Annotated in this window: 15 protein-coding genes and 1 pseudogene; 10 read left to right on the top strand and 6 right to left on the bottom strand. The window is 65.5% G+C overall.

What is annotated here, in order from left to right; translation table 11 throughout:
- The first annotated feature begins 46 nt into the window (after positions 1-46).
- The 4 genes from AC07NX_RS13905 (at position 47) to rimM (ending at position 3154) form a co-directional block, all read left to right on the top strand.
- Complete coding sequence (locus tag AC07NX_RS13905) at positions 47-253, top strand: hypothetical protein (RefSeq protein ID WP_494642518.1); 207 nt, start codon at positions 47-49, stop codon at positions 251-253.
- Between the two features lie 196 nt (positions 254-449).
- Positions 450-1985: a signal recognition particle protein gene (ffh, locus tag AC07NX_RS13900; protein WP_494642517.1), complete on the top strand. Its 1536-nt coding sequence runs from the start codon at positions 450-452 to the stop codon at positions 1983-1985.
- Between the two features lie 24 nt (positions 1986-2009).
- Positions 2010-2516, top strand: a complete 507-nt coding sequence (rpsP, locus tag AC07NX_RS13895) for a 30S ribosomal protein S16 (protein ID WP_494642515.1) — start codon at positions 2010-2012, stop codon at positions 2514-2516.
- 65 nt (positions 2517-2581) lie between these two features.
- Entirely contained in the window at positions 2582-3154 is a 573-nt protein-coding gene (gene rimM / locus AC07NX_RS13890; protein ID WP_494642514.1) for a ribosome maturation factor RimM, read from the top strand.
- A 21-nt stretch (positions 3155-3175) separates the two neighbouring features.
- Here rimM and AC07NX_RS13885 read toward each other — a convergent pair whose 3' ends face one another.
- The 5 genes from AC07NX_RS13885 to AC07NX_RS13865 form a co-directional block, all read right to left on the bottom strand.
- On the bottom strand, positions 3176-4030 hold the full coding sequence (locus AC07NX_RS13885; RefSeq protein ID WP_494642513.1) for an acyl-CoA thioesterase: 855 nt from the start codon (positions 4028-4030) through the stop codon (positions 3176-3178).
- A 305-nt stretch (positions 4031-4335) separates the two neighbouring features.
- Positions 4336-5148 (bottom strand): WcbI family polysaccharide biosynthesis putative acetyltransferase, encoded by an 813-nt coding sequence (locus AC07NX_RS13880; protein ID WP_494642512.1) that lies wholly within the window; start codon positions 5146-5148, stop codon positions 4336-4338.
- A 131-nt stretch (positions 5149-5279) separates the two neighbouring features.
- Positions 5280-6035, bottom strand: a complete 756-nt coding sequence (locus AC07NX_RS13875; RefSeq protein ID WP_494642511.1) for an SAM-dependent methyltransferase — start codon at positions 6033-6035, stop codon at positions 5280-5282.
- A gap of 722 nt (positions 6036-6757) precedes the next feature.
- Positions 6758-7177, bottom strand: a complete 420-nt coding sequence (locus AC07NX_RS13870) for a PaaI family thioesterase (RefSeq protein ID WP_494642509.1) — start codon at positions 7175-7177, stop codon at positions 6758-6760.
- Positions 7174-7674 (bottom strand): PaaI family thioesterase, encoded by a 501-nt coding sequence (locus AC07NX_RS13865; RefSeq protein WP_494642508.1) that lies wholly within the window; start codon positions 7672-7674, stop codon positions 7174-7176. Before AC07NX_RS13865 ends, AC07NX_RS13870 begins: the two co-directional genes overlap by 4 nt.
- Before the next feature lie 41 nt (positions 7675-7715).
- Here AC07NX_RS13865 and AC07NX_RS13860 point away from each other — a divergent pair, with 41 nt between their 5' ends.
- From AC07NX_RS13860 to AC07NX_RS13850, 3 genes are all read left to right on the top strand, one after another.
- A complete protein-coding gene (locus tag AC07NX_RS13860; RefSeq protein WP_494642507.1) occupies positions 7716-8729 on the top strand; it encodes a ligase-associated DNA damage response exonuclease in 1014 nt (337 codons plus the stop codon).
- Positions 8730-9039: 310 nt separating this feature from the next.
- Positions 9040-9648, top strand: a complete 609-nt coding sequence (locus tag AC07NX_RS13855) for a sulfotransferase family protein (protein WP_494642506.1) — start codon at positions 9040-9042, stop codon at positions 9646-9648.
- A 358-nt stretch (positions 9649-10006) separates the two neighbouring features.
- A complete protein-coding gene (locus tag AC07NX_RS13850) occupies positions 10007-11635 on the top strand; it encodes a cisplatin damage response ATP-dependent DNA ligase (protein WP_494642504.1) in 1629 nt (542 codons plus the stop codon).
- On the opposite strand, the gene AC07NX_RS13845 is transcribed toward AC07NX_RS13850, so the two are convergent.
- A complete protein-coding gene (locus AC07NX_RS13845; RefSeq protein WP_494642503.1) occupies positions 11610-12569 on the bottom strand; it encodes a right-handed parallel beta-helix repeat-containing protein in 960 nt (319 codons plus the stop codon). The two genes, AC07NX_RS13850 and AC07NX_RS13845, sit on opposite strands and share 26 nt — an antisense overlap.
- Before the next feature lie 291 nt (positions 12570-12860).
- Here AC07NX_RS13845 and AC07NX_RS13840 point away from each other — a divergent pair, with 291 nt between their 5' ends.
- The 3 genes and pseudogenes from AC07NX_RS13840 to AC07NX_RS13830 all read left to right on the top strand — a co-directional run.
- The gene (locus AC07NX_RS13840; protein WP_494642502.1) at positions 12861-13571 is read left to right on the top strand and encodes a hypothetical protein; all 711 of its coding nucleotides are present in this window, start codon (positions 12861-12863) and stop codon (positions 13569-13571) included.
- Positions 13572-13586: 15 nt separating this feature from the next.
- Positions 13587-15107 carry a glycosyltransferase gene (locus tag AC07NX_RS13835; RefSeq protein WP_494642500.1) on the top strand — a complete coding sequence of 507 codons (1521 nt, stop codon included), beginning with the start codon at positions 13587-13589 and terminating at the stop codon, positions 15105-15107.
- Between the two features lie 186 nt (positions 15108-15293).
- Positions 15294-15418: pseudogene (locus tag AC07NX_RS13830) on the top strand (IS5/IS1182 family transposase); the annotation flags it as partial.

Here is a 15418-nt window from a genome sequence, read left to right as displayed (position 1 = left end):
ACGCGAAGCCGTGGAGCGAGATCTCGCCAGCAGGGGCCTAAAGCTGGTGACGCTGAAATGTGTCTGGTTCTACCTGCCGGCTCTGTTTTCGATGTCGCTCAGCAGCCTCGCCGCCTTCTACAGGGCCTGGGCGATCAACGCTGCTGGCGACACCGTACGGCTGACCTACGCCCACGACCCTATCGGCTGGTCGGTTCTCGAACGCGCCGGCTTCAAGCGCAAGGCCGGCCGCGTCTGGGTGGACATCCTGTAGTCCACGGCTTTTGACTCCCCGCCCCCTTTCGTGCATAAGCGCGCGCTTCCGGCGCTATATCAGCAGCGCCTCCACCGTCACGACCCCGGCCTGGTAGCCCAGGATCCATCCGGACGAGGACGGCGAGGACCCCCGTCGACGTGATCGTCCACGGGGGCTGATCGCGTTTGGACTGTAGTCTTAACCAGGGTTCGACATGTTCGACGGCCTTACAGAGCGACTTTCAGGGGTCTTCGACCGCCTCGGCGGTCGCGGCGTGCTGTCCGAGAAGGACATCGACGAGGCGCTGCGCGAGGTCCGCGTCGCCCTGCTGGAAGCCGACGTCGCCCTGCCGGTGGTCAAGGACTTCATCAGCAAGGCCAAGGAAAGCGCTTCCGGCGAGGCGGTCATCCGCTCGGTCAAGCCCGCCGACCAGGTGGTCAAGATCGTCTATGACGGCCTAGTCGACATGCTGGGCGGCGAGGTCCCCACCGGCCTGAACCTGGCCCTGAACCCGCCGTCGGTGATCCTGATGGCCGGCCTGCAGGGCTCGGGCAAGACCACCACCACCGGCAAGCTGGCCCTGCGGCTGAACAAGGTCGAGCGCAAGAAGGTGCTGGTCGCCTCGCTCGACACCCGCCGTCCGGCCGCCATGGAACAGCTGGCCATGCTGGCCAAGCAGGTCGAGGTCGAGAGCCTGCCGATCGTCGCCGGCCAGAGCGCCGCCGACATCGCCAAGCGCGCCATGCTGGCCGCCAAGCTGGGCGGCTACGACGTCCTGATCCTCGACACCGCCGGCCGCACCACCCTGGACGAGGCGATGATGAGCGAGGCGGCGGAAATCGCCCGCATCGCCACGCCGTCCGAGACCATCCTGGTCGCCGACAGCCTGACCGGCCAGGACGCCGTGCGCACGGCCAAGGCCTTCCACGAGCGCCTGCCGCTGACCGGCCTGATCCTGACCCGCGCCGACGGCGACGGCCGGGGCGGGGCGGCGCTGTCGATGCGCCACGTCACCGGCCTGCCGATCAAGTTCCTCGGCGCCGGCGAGAAGATCGACGCCCTGGACGTCTTCGACGCCCGCCGGGTGGCCGGCCGGATCCTCGGGCAAGGCGACGTGGTCGCCCTGGTCGAGAAGGCCGCCCAGGACCTCGACGTGGCCGAAGCCGAGCGCATGGCCAAGAAGCTGGCCAAGGGCCAGTTCGACCTGAACGACCTGTCGGCCCAGCTCTCGCAGATGCAGAAGATGGGCGGCATGCAGGGCATCATGGGCCTGCTGCCCGGCGTCCAGAAGGTCAAGAAGCAGATCGCCGAGAGCGGCATCGACGACAGCATCTTCCGCCGCCAGCAGGCAATCATCGGCTCGATGACCAAGCTGGAGCGCAAGAAGCCCGACATCCTGGCGGCCTCGCGCAAGCGCCGCATCGCGGCCGGGGCCGGCGTCGACGTGGCCGAGGTCAACCGCCTGCTCAAGCAGCACCGCCAGATGGCCGACATGTTCAAGGCCATGAGCAAGGACGGCGGCAAGGGCATGGCTCGCATGGCCGCCATGATGGGCGGCGGCGACATGTCCCGGCTGAAGGCCATGGGCGGCGGCAAGACAGCCGCGCCCGACCAGACTTCCGCGGGGGGCCTTGGCGGCCTTCCGGGGCTCCCCGGTCTTCCGGGATCCGGGGGCGGCGGCGACGCCAAGCCCAACCTCCTGTCCGGACTGGGCGGCCTGCCCCCCGGCTTCAACCCGTTCAAGAAATAGAACTTTAGACCAAGGACTAAGACTATGCTGAAGATCCGTCTCGCCCGTGGCGGCGCCAAGAAGCGTCCCTACTACTCGATCGTCGTCGCCGACAGCCACTCGCCCCGCGACGGCCGCTTCATCGAGAAGGTCGGCACCTACAACCCGCTGCTCAAGAAGGACGACGCCGCGCGCGTGACCCTGAAGGTCGAGTCCATCCAGGAGTGGCTCAAGAAGGGCGCTCAGCCGACCGACCGCGTCGCCCGCTTCCTGGCCGCCGAGGGCCTGACCACCTGGGCCCACGGCAACAACCCGCAGAAGGGCGCCCCGGGCAAGAAGGCCCAGGAACGCATCGCCGAACGCGCCCAGCGCGAAGAAGAGCGCGCGGCCGCCGAGGCCCAGGCCAAGGAAGACGCCAAGGCCGCCGCTGAAGCCGCCGCCGCCGCGGCCGCCGAAGCCGCCGCGGCTCCGGCGGCCGAGCCGGAAGTCGTCGCCGAAGAGGCTCCGGCCGCCGAGGAAGCTCCGGCTTCGGAAGAAACCACCGAAGGCTAAGGCCCTCGGAAGCGCCGCCGCCGGGCTCCCGCCTGGCGGCGGCGTTTTCTTTTGCGCGCCCGCTCATGACCTCACCCGCTCCGCAGACCCTGATCCTGGTCGGCCGCGTCGCCGGCGGCTTCGGCGTGCGCGGCGAGGTGCGCATCGCGACCTATACCGAAGACCCGCTGACCCTGACCCGGTTCAAGGTGCTGACGCGCCAGGACGGCTCGCCCGCCCTGACCCTGACCACCGCCCGCGTGGCCAAGGACGGCGTCGTCGCCCGCTGCGTCGGGATCGACACCAAGGAGGCCGCCGACGCCCTGCGCGGCCTGCGCCTCTATGTTCCCCGCTCGGCCCTGCCCGAGCCCGAGGAAGACGAATTCTACCTGGCCGACCTGATCGGCCTGACCGTGCGCCACGTGGCCACCAACGACCTGATCGGCAAGATCAAGAGCGTCCAGAACTTCGGCGCCGACGACCTGCTGGAGATCACCCCGGCCCTGGGCGGCCAGACCTGGTACCTGCCCTTCACCCGCGCCGCCGTGCCCGAGGTGAAGATCGCCGAGGGCCTGGTCCTGGCCGATCCCCCTGTCATGGTCGGCGAGCCGGAGGGGCCGGTCGAGGGCGGAGAGGACGCCGAGCGTCACTACGACTGAGTTCGACAGGCGGCGTCCGGCCTACTTCCGCACCCGCATCAGGCATTCCTGGGCCACCGAGGCCACCAGCTTGCCATCGCGGGTGAACATCTGGCCGCGCACCAGACCGCGGCCCTGCGAGGCCGACGGGCTGTCCTGGGCGAACAGGATCCAGTCGTTGAAGTCGAATGGATGGTGGAACCACATGGCGTGGTCCAGGCTGGCGGCCTGCAGGCCGGGGGTGGTCCAGATCAGGCCATGCGGACGCAGGGCGCTTTCCATGAAGGCCATGTCCGAGGCGTAGGCCAGGGCGCACTGCTGCAGGCGAACGTCGTCGCCGATCGGCGCCCGGGCCCGCATCCACACCTGCTTGGTCGAGGATTTCGGCACGGGTCGGGTCGGATGCTGCGGATCGACCCAGCGCAGGTCCACGGGCCGGGGATGTTCCGCCATCCTCGCGAAGCGGGGATGCAGGTCGTCGCCCAGCCCGCGCAGATATTCGGCCTCGGTCGGCAGGGTCTCCGGATCGGGCGCGTCGGGCATTCCGGTCTGGTGCTCCAGGCCCTCTTCCGGCGTCTGGAACGAGCAGGCCAGGTTGAAGATCTGCTCGCCGTGCTGGATGGCCGCCACCCGGCGGGTGGTGAAGGTGCCGCCGTCGCGGGCCCGCTCGACCTCGTAGAGCACCGGGGCGTTCACGTCGCCGGGTCGGATGAAATAGGCGTGCAGCGAATGGCAGATGCGGTCGGGCACGGTCTTGTAGGCCGCGGTCAGGGCCTGGGCGATCACCAGGCCGCCGAAGATGCGGGGAAAGCCGTCATTGGAGCTGACGCCCCGGAACAGGTTCACCTCGATGGGTTCGAGGGTCAGGATTTCGGCGAGGTTCTCGGGCGTGCGCATGGCGGTTGGTTAGGCGCGTGAAACCGGCGGGGCAAGACGTGACCTTGCGTCAGGGCGGCCTGCTCATCCGAAAGAGGCGCGCGGTCGCCGTCGCGAGGCGCCGAACCCCGAGGCCCACGGACGTCCCCAGCCAACGCCCGTGGACGCGACCCGGGCCCAGACGCGACGGCTAACCTGGCTGGAACCGACCGCTAGGTGCGTGGCAACCGAAAGTGTGAGCGGTTTCGGCGCCTGCTACGCTCTGAATGTTTGATTTAGAGCCCTTTTTAGACGCCTCACGTGATTCCATGTGGGGCTAAAAGGCTTTAGGCCAGTTTTCGAAGCTGCGCCTGCGACGCGCGCCAATTGGCGCAGTGGGTTTTCAAGATCGCCCGATAGAAATGATCGGCGCCCTCGTCGGGTGCAGCTTGAAACGTCACGCCTAGCTGTTCGATGCTGTACCGGTCGAGCGGATAGCGGCCTGGCAGGGCCGCGAGGTTGTTGTCCACCAAACCGATGTCGCGCGTCTGGAAGGCGTCGCCCCAGAGCAGGCGGCAGATCTGGCTGGTCATTTCTCGAAAGATGACCGACGAGGGGTGGTTCTGGGTGAACAGCAGTTCGGTCGACAGCAGCTGCTCCGCCACCATGGCGTGCATCTTGACGTCGGTGTCGGCCTCGCGCTGCCGAAGCGTGTCCAACGACAGCGCCATGCGCTCGGCGAACCGGAAGTCCATTTCGCCGCGATCGTAGGCCTGTTGGACATCCTCGTCCGTAGCGCCGGCTTCCAGCAACACGTCGATGGCCTCGCCGTTGCGGACGCTCTCCCCCTCGACGAAGCATGGCCAGAGCGCGTCATTGTAGACGTACGGGACGGAGATCGCCTGCGCGCCCTGCCGGACCGCCGAGCGGATGTTGTCTTCGCCGGGCGTCGTCGACAGAAAGCCGTGATTGGAGCCAACCGGCTGATAGATCAGCAGATCCGAGGTCTTCAGGTCGTCCAGAAAGGTGTCGACCGAGATCTCTCCGTTGATCACCCGATAGTTTTCTACCCGACGAAAGGTGAACTCGCGATTGGTCAAGAGCGGCAGGAAGGCTTCGACACCCGCACCCTGGCAGTTGGAGTAGATGAAGATCTTCATGGCAGCCACTGTCTCACACTATGCGCCCGTCGATCATATAGCTGGTGTCGGCGATGTCGCCGCCTGGGCGCCAACGTGTAACGCCAGCGCGGGACTTCGGACAAGCGCCGGCCGCCTCGCGCTCGCGATGGTCAACGCCTGAAATGCACGATCGGATCGCGCCGATTGCAGCCGATATCCGGATCCAAAACGGTCAGGCCGACGTCGCCCAGCAGGTCGCAGAACCAGTCCGTGCCGAGATGGGACCACGGAACGCCAGCGCCATTGCCGCCTTCGACGAAGTTGTCCGGGTCAAAGACGCCGCCAGCGGCCGCGAACATCTTGACGTAGTCGCTGATCATGATGAAGCCCTCCGCGCCCACCTTCATCCGGTCCCGGACGTTGCGCATGTATTCGGAAACGCCGGGCCGGCGGATATGGCAGAAGCAGCCGAACGAGAATACGAAGTCCACCTGCGCGCCCTCGGGCAGGGTCGCATTGAAGTCCGACACCTGCCGATAGCTGATTTTGTCGCCGTGAACCCCCCGAGGATCGACGTAGGGAAAGAATTGATTGTGCTCGGCTGACAGGGCGTCGAGCGCGAACAGCCGCGCGGCGCCGCTTTCCAGGATCGCCTTCGACCAGGCGCCGCGGCCAGGGCCGATTTCCAGCACGACCTTGTCACGAACCCGATTGCGGATGCACATCAGATAAACGACGTGCAACGTGCTGAGAAAACCCAGCTCTTCCGCGCAGATTCTCTTTTCCGCTCGGACGGCGGCCTGGCTGGCGTAGCCCTCGTTCATGTCGATGGCGGAATAGCTGGAAACCGTGTGTGGATCGGCGGGGTCGCCTTCCCAATATCCCCCAGGCCAGAGCCCCTCAAAGGCCTTAATTTCTGCGTGCATCAACTTCTCCACTCCACCTCAGAGGGCGCTGGTATGGCCCAGGTGTCAAGCCGGCCGCGCCGCTGATGAACGCGGGTTCGCACGCCGAGTTACGTGACCCGACGGCGGCGGCCCCAATGTGGCGCGAGGATGTTGATCACTGCGGCTTTCCAACCGCGACCGGCCAGCGGCTGGATGAACAGCCCTTGCCTATCGCTGAGCAATGCACTGGGCGCGCCGCTGGCGAAGGTGGATGGCAACCACACGTCGTAAGCACAAGTCTGGGGAGGGCCCTCGTGGCAAGGGCGGTCGGCGATGGACTAGACGCCGACATGGAATACCGGGCGCATCGTCGCACCCTTCTCCACCGGGCGGCCCGAAATGCCTTTGAGGCCTTGAGGTCGCAGACCCGGTGGAGCTACGCGGCGATCACCTAGAAGCTCGTGACGAGCGAACCGGCGATCACGACGAGGGGCAGCATGGCCAGGACGATGCTGGCGAAACCGGAGAAGGCGTTGTTCGAGAAGGTCATGGTCTTGGTTCCCTGTTGGTCCGGCGCGCCGTCCGCGTCCGGTGATCAGGGGTATAGGCCCGCGGGATGGTGAACACCCGTTACCTTTGCTTCATGAAGCGTTTTTAAGAAACGTTGACGGCGATAATCGGCATTACAGGGGTGTAATGTGATCGAATAAAACCGTTACAGTGAAAACTTTCACCTTCAAGACCGGCGTTCTCCATCCGGATCAATCCTCCGCCGAGGTCAACAGGAAATGGCCGCGCAGGGCCGCGATCGGGGCGGCGCGCTGCTCCTGCCAGGCCTCGACATGGACATTGGCGATCCGCCGGCCGACCTTGTTGATCCTGGCGCGCGCGAAGGTCGTCAGCGGACGGCCCGAGCGCAGGTACTCTATCGAGATGTCGATGGTGCGCGGCTGGCGCTTCAGGGGCTCGGCCACCGACAGCTGGGCCAGGGCGGTCATCTCCATGAAGGCCCCCAGCACGCCCCCGTGGATGGCCGGCAGCATCGGGTTGCCGATGATATGGTCGGAGAACGGCAGGATGGCGGTCATCTCGTCGCCGGCCAGTTCGGCGCGCATGCCGATGAACCGGGCGTAGGGGATCGAACCGAGCACGGCGCTCAGGCGAGTGTCGGCGTCGCTCATGCCGCGCCCTCCGTCTTGGAACGGGGCGGCTTGAGGTTGGCGCCGGGCTTCTTGCCGGCGCTGGAATCCAGCATGAAGGCGGCCTGAGCGGCGGCCACCGGATCGTCGGGATCGTCCTCGTAGGCCACGGCCCGCACGAAGGCCACGGAACGGGTCAGCTTGTAGCAATGGGCGCGGGCCAGGACGTCGCGGCCTGGCTGGGCCGGCCGCATGTAGTCGATGCGCAGGTCCAGGGTGGCGATCGAGGTCCATTCGGTCATGGCCGCGTGCACCGCCTGGCCGCTGGCGTGGTCGAGCAGGGTGGTGACCACCCCGCCGGCGATCACCCCGGTCTCCGGATCGCCGACGATCTCGGGCCGATAGGGCGCCTTGAGAATGGCGACCGCGTCGCCGATCTCGAGGGTCGTGAGGCCCAGGGCCCGCGCCTGGGGGCTGCCTTCGTTCATGGCGTTGGCGATGAACCGGTGCTGTTGGCCGGGACTGTTGTCTGTCGTCATGGGGATAGGTTTATAGCCGTGCGCGTTCCCATATCCAGCCGATGAAACCACGGGACCTGATCTGTCCGAAGCCCGGCGGGCTCTACTGCCCGCCCGGAGACTTCTACATCGACCCCGTCCGCCCGGTGGCCCGGGCGGTGATCACCCATGGCCACGCCGACCACGCCCGGGCCGGTCACGGCGTCGTCGCCGCCACCCCCGAGACCCTGGCGATCATGGCCGAGCGCTACGGCGAGGACTTCGCCGGCCGCCGCCAGCCGATCGCCTATGGCCAGACCTTCACCCACAACGGCGTGGAGGTCGGGCTGGTCCCGGCCGGCCACGTGCTGGGCTCGGCCCAGGCCGTGGTGCGCTGGAAGGGCATGACCATCGTCGTTTCCGGCGACTACAAGCGCCGCCGCGATCCCACCTGCCCGGCCTTCGAACCCGTGCCCTGCGACGTGTTCGTGACCGAGGCGACCTTCGGCCTGCCCGTGTTCCGCCATCCCGACGACAAGGACGAGGTGGCGGCCCTGCTGAAGTCGGTGGAGCAGTTTCCCGAGCGCAGCCACATCGTCGGGGCCTACGCCCTGGGCAAGGCCCAGCGGGTGATCAGCCTGCTGCGCGAGGCCGGCTGGGACCGGACCATCCACGTCCATGGGGCAATGGAGCGGCTGAACCGGCTCTATGGCCGCCACGGCGTCGATCTCGGCCGGCTGGCGCCCGCCACGACCGGCGTGAAGAAGGACTTCGAGGGCGCGATCATCATCGCCCCGCCCTCGGCCTTGGCCGACCGCTGGTCGCGGCGGTTCCCCGATCCGGTCGACTGTTTCGCCTCGGGCTGGATGCGGGTGCGGGCCAGGGCTCGCCAGCGGGGCGTGGAGCTGCCGCTGATCATCTCCGATCACGCCGGCTGGGACGAGCTGACCGCCACCCTCGACGAACTGCGCCCCGGCGAGGTGTGGATCACCCATGGCCGCGAGGAGGCGCTGGAGCGCTGGTGCGAGCTGCAGGGCATACCGGCGCGGGCGCTGCGGCTGGTGGGCTATGACGAGGAGGAGGGGGAGGGGGAGTAGGCCGCCTCCCTTCGCCCGGGACCACGGCGTCCTCGTCTCGGGCCTGGCCGATGCCCAGCTTGTCGTAGCTCGGAGAAACGACGCCTCCGAACGGCGCGATGCGCCGAATCCATCCTGACACGGCGTCGTCCTCGGCAACCGAGAGGCTCAGCCCGTTTCGACACGTTCCACCTCCCGGATGGCCACTGATGATTGTGCGTTGTTGATATCAACCTTGGTAATTTCCTATATTCGGTTAGCTTGGCTATCGCCGCCAAGCACTACGCGGCGAGGCGCGCGAGCTCACGGTCTCGTATTTCTAGGACAGATAATGCCGTATATAGATATTGAAGGGCGAAGGAGCCTATTTGTTCACATACCAAAATGTGGCGGGACGACGGTTGAAAGATACCTGGAAAAGTTCTCTCAACTTTATCTGTTCAATTCGAATGCCGAAGTTGCATTTCGCTACACACCTCAGCATTTTACTTATGCTGATGCTGCATGTCTTTTCCCGCCAGGTTATTTCTCGTATAGTTTTGCAATATGCAGGAACCCGTACTGCAAGATCGCGAGCGAGTACAGATTCCAAGCTATATCTCGACATCACAGGTATACCGAGGTAATCGAGCCCTTTCCGGTGTGGGTCGGTAAGTTGAAGAAGCGATTCTTCAAGGATCCTTTCTTTCCAGACAACCACCTTCGCCTTCAGTCCGAGTTTGTTTCAGATGCCGTAAAGATTTTCCATCTTGAGGATGGGATGGATAACATTATGCGGAAGGTTTGCGAAGATATAGGCATAGATAAGCCTAAATATGTTATGGAACGTCAAAATGACACCTCTGGATACAATATCGATGTCGAATGGACTGAAGAGGACAAGTTCACTATATACCAAATATACAAGCAAGATTTTGACACGTTTGGATATGAGCCATAGTACATATTGCCGTAAGCTTGCAGGATAATACATGCTTGCGTAGCAGAAGATTTGCTATTCTCTATACAGTCATGGCTTTCGGTCGTTTTCTCCGCGTGGGTCGATCGAAATAACCCCCGTTCTGGCGGGACGAAGACAGGAATCGGATACGCGCGCCCTTGGTTACAAGGCCGCGCGTGCGGTGACCTGCCTCGTCGGGCAGGGCGACGATCAGGCTCGACGTCTGCCGGATCCAGACGAAGCCGATCGCGCCGGTTCGCCGAGCGAATCCCGCGCCAGATCGTCGGCGGCCTGACGATCCTGGGCGGTTATCACGAGCACGCTGTGAACCCGGGCTCCGGTGCGACATTCTTTCTCCATGCGCGCCTTCGCCCACCTTCTCGACCGGCTGTCCCTGACCGGCTCGCGCAACGCCAAGCTGACCCTGATCAAGGACTTCCTGCGCGATACGCCCGATCCCGAGCGGGGCTGGGTGCTGGCGGCCCTGACCGGGGCCCTGTCGTTCAACGCCGCCAAGCCGGCCTGCATCCGCAAGGCGGTGGAGAGCCGGATGGACGCCCAGCTGTTCGCCTGGTCCTACGACTATGTCGGCGACCTGGCCGAGACCGTCGCCCTGGTCTGGCCGGCACGGCCCGGCGCCAATCGCGAGCCGGACCTGTCGGAGGTGGTCGAGGCCTTGCGGACCGCCTCTCGGTCCGAGGTTCAGCGGCTGATCGAGAGCTGGCTGGACGCCCTGGACGCCGACGGCCGCTGGGCGCTGCTGAAGCTGATGACCGGCGGCCTGCGGGTCGGCGTCTCCGCGCGGCTGGCCAAGCAGGCCTGCGCCGATTTCGGCCAGGTGGAGATCGGCCAGGTCGAGGAGGTCTGGCACGCCATGACCCCGCCCTATGGCGACCTGTTCGCCTGGCTGGAGGGCCGCTCCGAGCGGCCCTCGCCCGACGCGCCTGGACGGTTCCGACCGGTGATGCTGGCCCAGGCGATCGACGAGGCGGTCGACTTCGCCAAGCTCGACCCGGCCGACTACGCCGCCGAGTGGAAGTGGGACGGGATCCGCGTCCAGGCGGTCAGCGAGCACGGCGCGCGGCGCCTGTACACCCGCACCGGCGACGACATCTCGGCCACCTTCCCCGACGTGGTCGAGGCCCTGGCCTTCGAGGGGGCGATCGACGGCGAGCTGCTGGTGATGCGCGACGGCGCCGTGGCCAGCTTCGGCGACCTGCAGCAGCGGCTGAACCGCAAGACGGTCGACGCCAAGCAGCTTCAGGCCTTCCCCGCCGGCGTCCGCGCCTACGACCTGCTGCTGGACGGCGAGACCGACCTGCGCGGCCTGCCGTTCAGGGACCGGCGCCGGCGGCTGGAGGCCTTCGTGGCCCGGGCCGGGAGTCCCCGGATCGACCTGTCGCCCATCCAGCCGTTCGGCTCCTGGGAAGACCTGGCCGCCCTGCGCGCCCGGCCGCCGGAAGGCGACCCGGCCATCGCCGAAGGCCTGATGCTCAAGCGTTGGGACAGCGTCTACGAACCCGGCCGGCCCAAGGGCCCGTGGTTCAAATGGAAGCGCGATCCCCGCCTGATCGACGCGGTGCTGATGTACGCCCAGCGCGGCCACGGCAAGCGGTCCAGCTTCTATTCCGACTACACCTTCGGGGTCTGGCGCGAGGATGAGACCGGTACGCGCCACCTCACCCCGGTCGGCAAGGCCTATTTCGGCTTCACCGACGAGGAGCTGAAGCAGATCGACAAGTTCGTGCGCGACCACACCGTCGAGCGTTTCGGCCCGGTGCGCTCGGTGCGCGCCGACCTGGAGTTCGGCCTGGTGTTCGAGGTGGCGTTCGAAGGCCTGCAGCGCTCGACCCGCCACAAGTCCGGCGTGGCCATGCGCTTTCCCCGCATCAACCGCATCCGCTGGGACAAGCCTTCGCGCGAGGCGGACGAGCTTTCGACACTGGAACGGATGCTGACGCCTAGTGTGGAGCGATCGTCGACGTGAAGACTTCCGTACCGGCGCCGTTACCATTCACGAAGTTATTACCATACGAGATGATCTGGCCGGGAGAGTAGGCGATCAAGGCGCTGGTGTTGCCGGAGATGGTGCTGGCGCCGACGCGAGCGACAGCCGTGTTCCCGACCGCGTTGACGCCGGAAGTGTTGGCGCTCAGCACGCTGTTGGTGATCATCATGTCTGCGACATTCGATGCGCCCGAGAGGATCGACATGCCCGACAGGGTGTTGGCGGAGGTCACGGTGTTGTTGATGGCGATGTTGATGCTGCCGGTGGTGCCGCCAGCGTCGGCCCGGATGCCGCGGGTGTTGTTGGACACCAAGCTGCGGGTGATCGAGACCTTGGCCGAACCCGCCCCCGTCGGCGCGACCAACACACCGGCCCCGTCATTGCCCAGGCCGTTCTCGCTGATGGTGCAGCGATCGATGTTCAATTCGACCGTGTTGGCCGTGTTGAGCAGGTTGACGCCAGTGCCGTTTGGAGCCGCCGAGCGGTGGCCGTTGATATAGCAGTTCTCGATATTGACCGTGCCGGCGTTGAGGATGCGCACGCCGTTCAGGCCGGTGCCAACGCCGTCGATCGTCAGGCCCCGCAAGGTGATGTTGTCGGTCGCCGCGGCGTTGATGACGACGCCGTTGGTCGAGGCGGAGAGGATACCACCCATCGCGGGGTCAGTGCCGATGGTGATCGACTTGGTGATGGTGACGGCACCAAACCCGCCCGGATCCAGAGTGTTGATCTCGCCGCCGACGGCGGTCTTGCTAATCGCCCCTGCGAAGGTCTTGCAAGGCGCCGTTCGGCTGCACGGATTAGCGTCATCGCCCACGCCTGACACCCAGGTCCGAGTCGCCTGGGCGTTGGCCATCATGGGTACGGAGACTAGCGCAATGGCGATGACGATGGACTTGATGGAGACTTCCATGGGGCATTCCCTCCCTTTGTGGCCCTTGGACATCCACGTCGCACGGCACAGAACAAGGGCTCGTATTGATTGATGCTCTCAATTTTGCATACTAAGGTAGATTTCAGATAAATCTAGCTTTTCGGGCATTGAGAAGGTTGGGGACGGTCTGCCAATCTCGTTATAGGTTAGGCGGGTGATATTTCCCGTTACGAACGAACAGGTTGGGATTTGGGAATTCAATCGTCCGGGAAGATTGCGTTTGTCGTGGCGCATCCAGGGCACGAGCTGCGGCTTGCACACTGGTTCGTTGTGACCAAGCCCTTTCTCTTCATCATCGCCAAGGGATCGAGGTCGGCCTATTCGGAGGCGCGGATCCAAGCCAGCCGAAACATGGCGACGGAGCTTGGCGCGGTTCCGGTCGAGCCCTTCGGCTCGGTCTACGATCGCGTGCTCTATGACTGGATTCTGAGCGGGAACAGTTCGTCGTTCGGGGTTCTGGCGGACGAGTTGCGCCAAGCCTTCGTCGCGCGCGGCGTCTCGCTGGTGGTGACCGACGCTTGGCAGAACTACAACCCGGTCCACGACCTCACCCACCTGCTGGCGCGCGTGGCCGCCGCCGAGGCCGGTAAGCAACTGCGGCGTCCGGTCGAGGTCTTGGACTATCCTGTCGTCCAGGGCACGTTGGCGCGGGCGCCCCGCGGCATGGAGCGGATACGCATCGCCCTGACCGAAAAGCAGGTGTCCGACAAGCTGGCGTTGATCGCGCGCCATCCCGATATCGCCGACGAGGTGTCGTGCCTGGTAGCCGCCGCTGGGCGCGATATCCTGGAGATCGAAAGCCTGCACGACACCAGGCCGCTGACGGAACTCGCGCCCACGGTGGACGCGCCGCCGCTCTATGAATGCTATGGAGAGATGCGAGTCGCCTCCGGGCTGTATATCGAGGTGCTGCGCTGGAGCCATATGACGCCTATCGTGACGTCGTTGGCTTCGCGATTGGCCGCGGCCGAGCGCCGCTAGCGGTCGGAGACCAAAATGACGTCGCCCAAAGGGAGAGGGCTGCGGGTCCTGCTGACCAATCTGGCGCTGACGGGCCGTTCGGGCACTGAGACCGTGACCCGCGATCTAGCGCTGGCCTTGCTTCGCGTCGGTCACAGGCCGATGGTCTACTCGCCCCGCCTGGGGCCCATCGCTGACGAGTTGCGAGCGGCGTCGATACCGGTCGCCGACGATATCGACAGCATCCGCGAGACGCCAGACGTGATCCACGGACATCACGTCATCCAGACGGCCGTGGCGGCGGCGCGGTTCCCCGAGACCCCGACGCTCTTTGTATGCCACGATTTCACCGCCTGGCACGACGCCCCGCCTCGTCTGCCCAACATCCAGACCTTCGTTGCAATCAGCGATGGTTTTCGCGATCGACTGGTCGTCGAGGAGGGCGTTGACCCGGCCCGGGTCCATGTCGTGCTCAACGCCGTCGATATCGAACGTTTTCAGCCGGGACCACCCCTGCCGCCCAAGCCGCGCCGGGCGCTGGCCTTCGCCAAGAACCAGGGGCATCTGGGGGCGATCCGCCAGGCCTGCGCGGCGCGGGGCCTGGCGGTCGACGCCGTGGGGCCGGCCGCCGGCCGCCTGGTCGACGCCCCTGAGGCGCTGCTGCACGACTACGACCTGGTCTTCACCAGCGCCCTCTCCGCCCTGGAGGCCATGGCTTGCCTGCGCCCGGTGATCGTGTGCGATGGGCGCGGCCTGGCCGGACTGGCCACCACCGACCGCTACCTGGCCTGGCGACGGGAAAACTTTGGGCTTCGCGTCCTGTCCAGGCCCGTCACCGTTGGGACTCTCCTGGCCGAGATCGACCGATACGACCCAGAAGACGCCATCGTGCTGGGCGGCAGAGTGCGCGAAGAGGCCAGCCTGGATAGGTGGGTCGACAGCTATGTGACAGTGTATCGCCGAATGATCGAGACATTTGCGGGAGCTAAGCCAGGCCAGGTGAGCCGGGCGACGGCCCTGCACCTCCAAGCCTGGGATCCCAACCTGAAAAACTCAGCTTGGCTTCGGGAGCGGGCCGACCTGCTGGACGCCCTCCAACGGCTCTCCCTCGGCGTGAAGGCGCTCGCCTTAGGTCAAGAGGCGAGCGTGACCGAGGCCTGGGCCCTTGGACTCAGCGGCTTCCATGAAGTGGAACCCTGGGGAGTCTGGTCTGCACGCCGTCGGTGCGCCGCCCGCTTCAGGCTGGAGCCGGGCGTAGCGCCGACACAAGTCACGATCACCGTCGTGCCTCACTACATGCAGTCGCGCCCCCGCTACGACGTCGTCATAGGCATGAACGGTCGACCGCTGGGCAAGATTGACTTGGATCAGGCCGTCAGTCCCGGCGGCCAAGTTTTCCGCCAGACGTTCGACATTTCCGAGGATCCGGGATTCGAAGACGAGAGCCCGTCGTGGCTGACCTTCGAGACCGAGCGTTGCATTTCGCCCAAGTGCGACGGGCGTTCGGACGATTCGCGCGAATTTGGTTTCGGGCTGGTCTCGCTGACCTTTCACTAGAGCGTGGCAGCCGAAAGTGTGAGCGGTTTCGGCTGCCGCGCTCTAAATGTTTGATTTAGAGCCATTTTTAGACGCCTCGCATGATTCCATGTGAGGCTAAAAGGCTCTAGCAGGCTGTTGAAGAAGTCCGTAGCGGTGCGGGACTGGGCATGATTCACTCTCTCAAGCGAGGCTTGAGGGTTTCGGATGCGTGGGTCGGACGAGCGGTCGGGGTCGCTGTTTTCGTATGTGGACCTAGAGGCGCGGGTTCGGCGGGATCATCCGCTGCGGCCGATCCGGGCGATCGCGAACGCGGCGCTGGCGGACCTGAG

It is taken from the genome of Caulobacter sp. GW821-FHT09A05, assembly GCF_059418465.1.
Note: the sequence above shows the minus strand (reverse complement) of the source record. Positions and strands in the feature narration are given on the sequence as shown.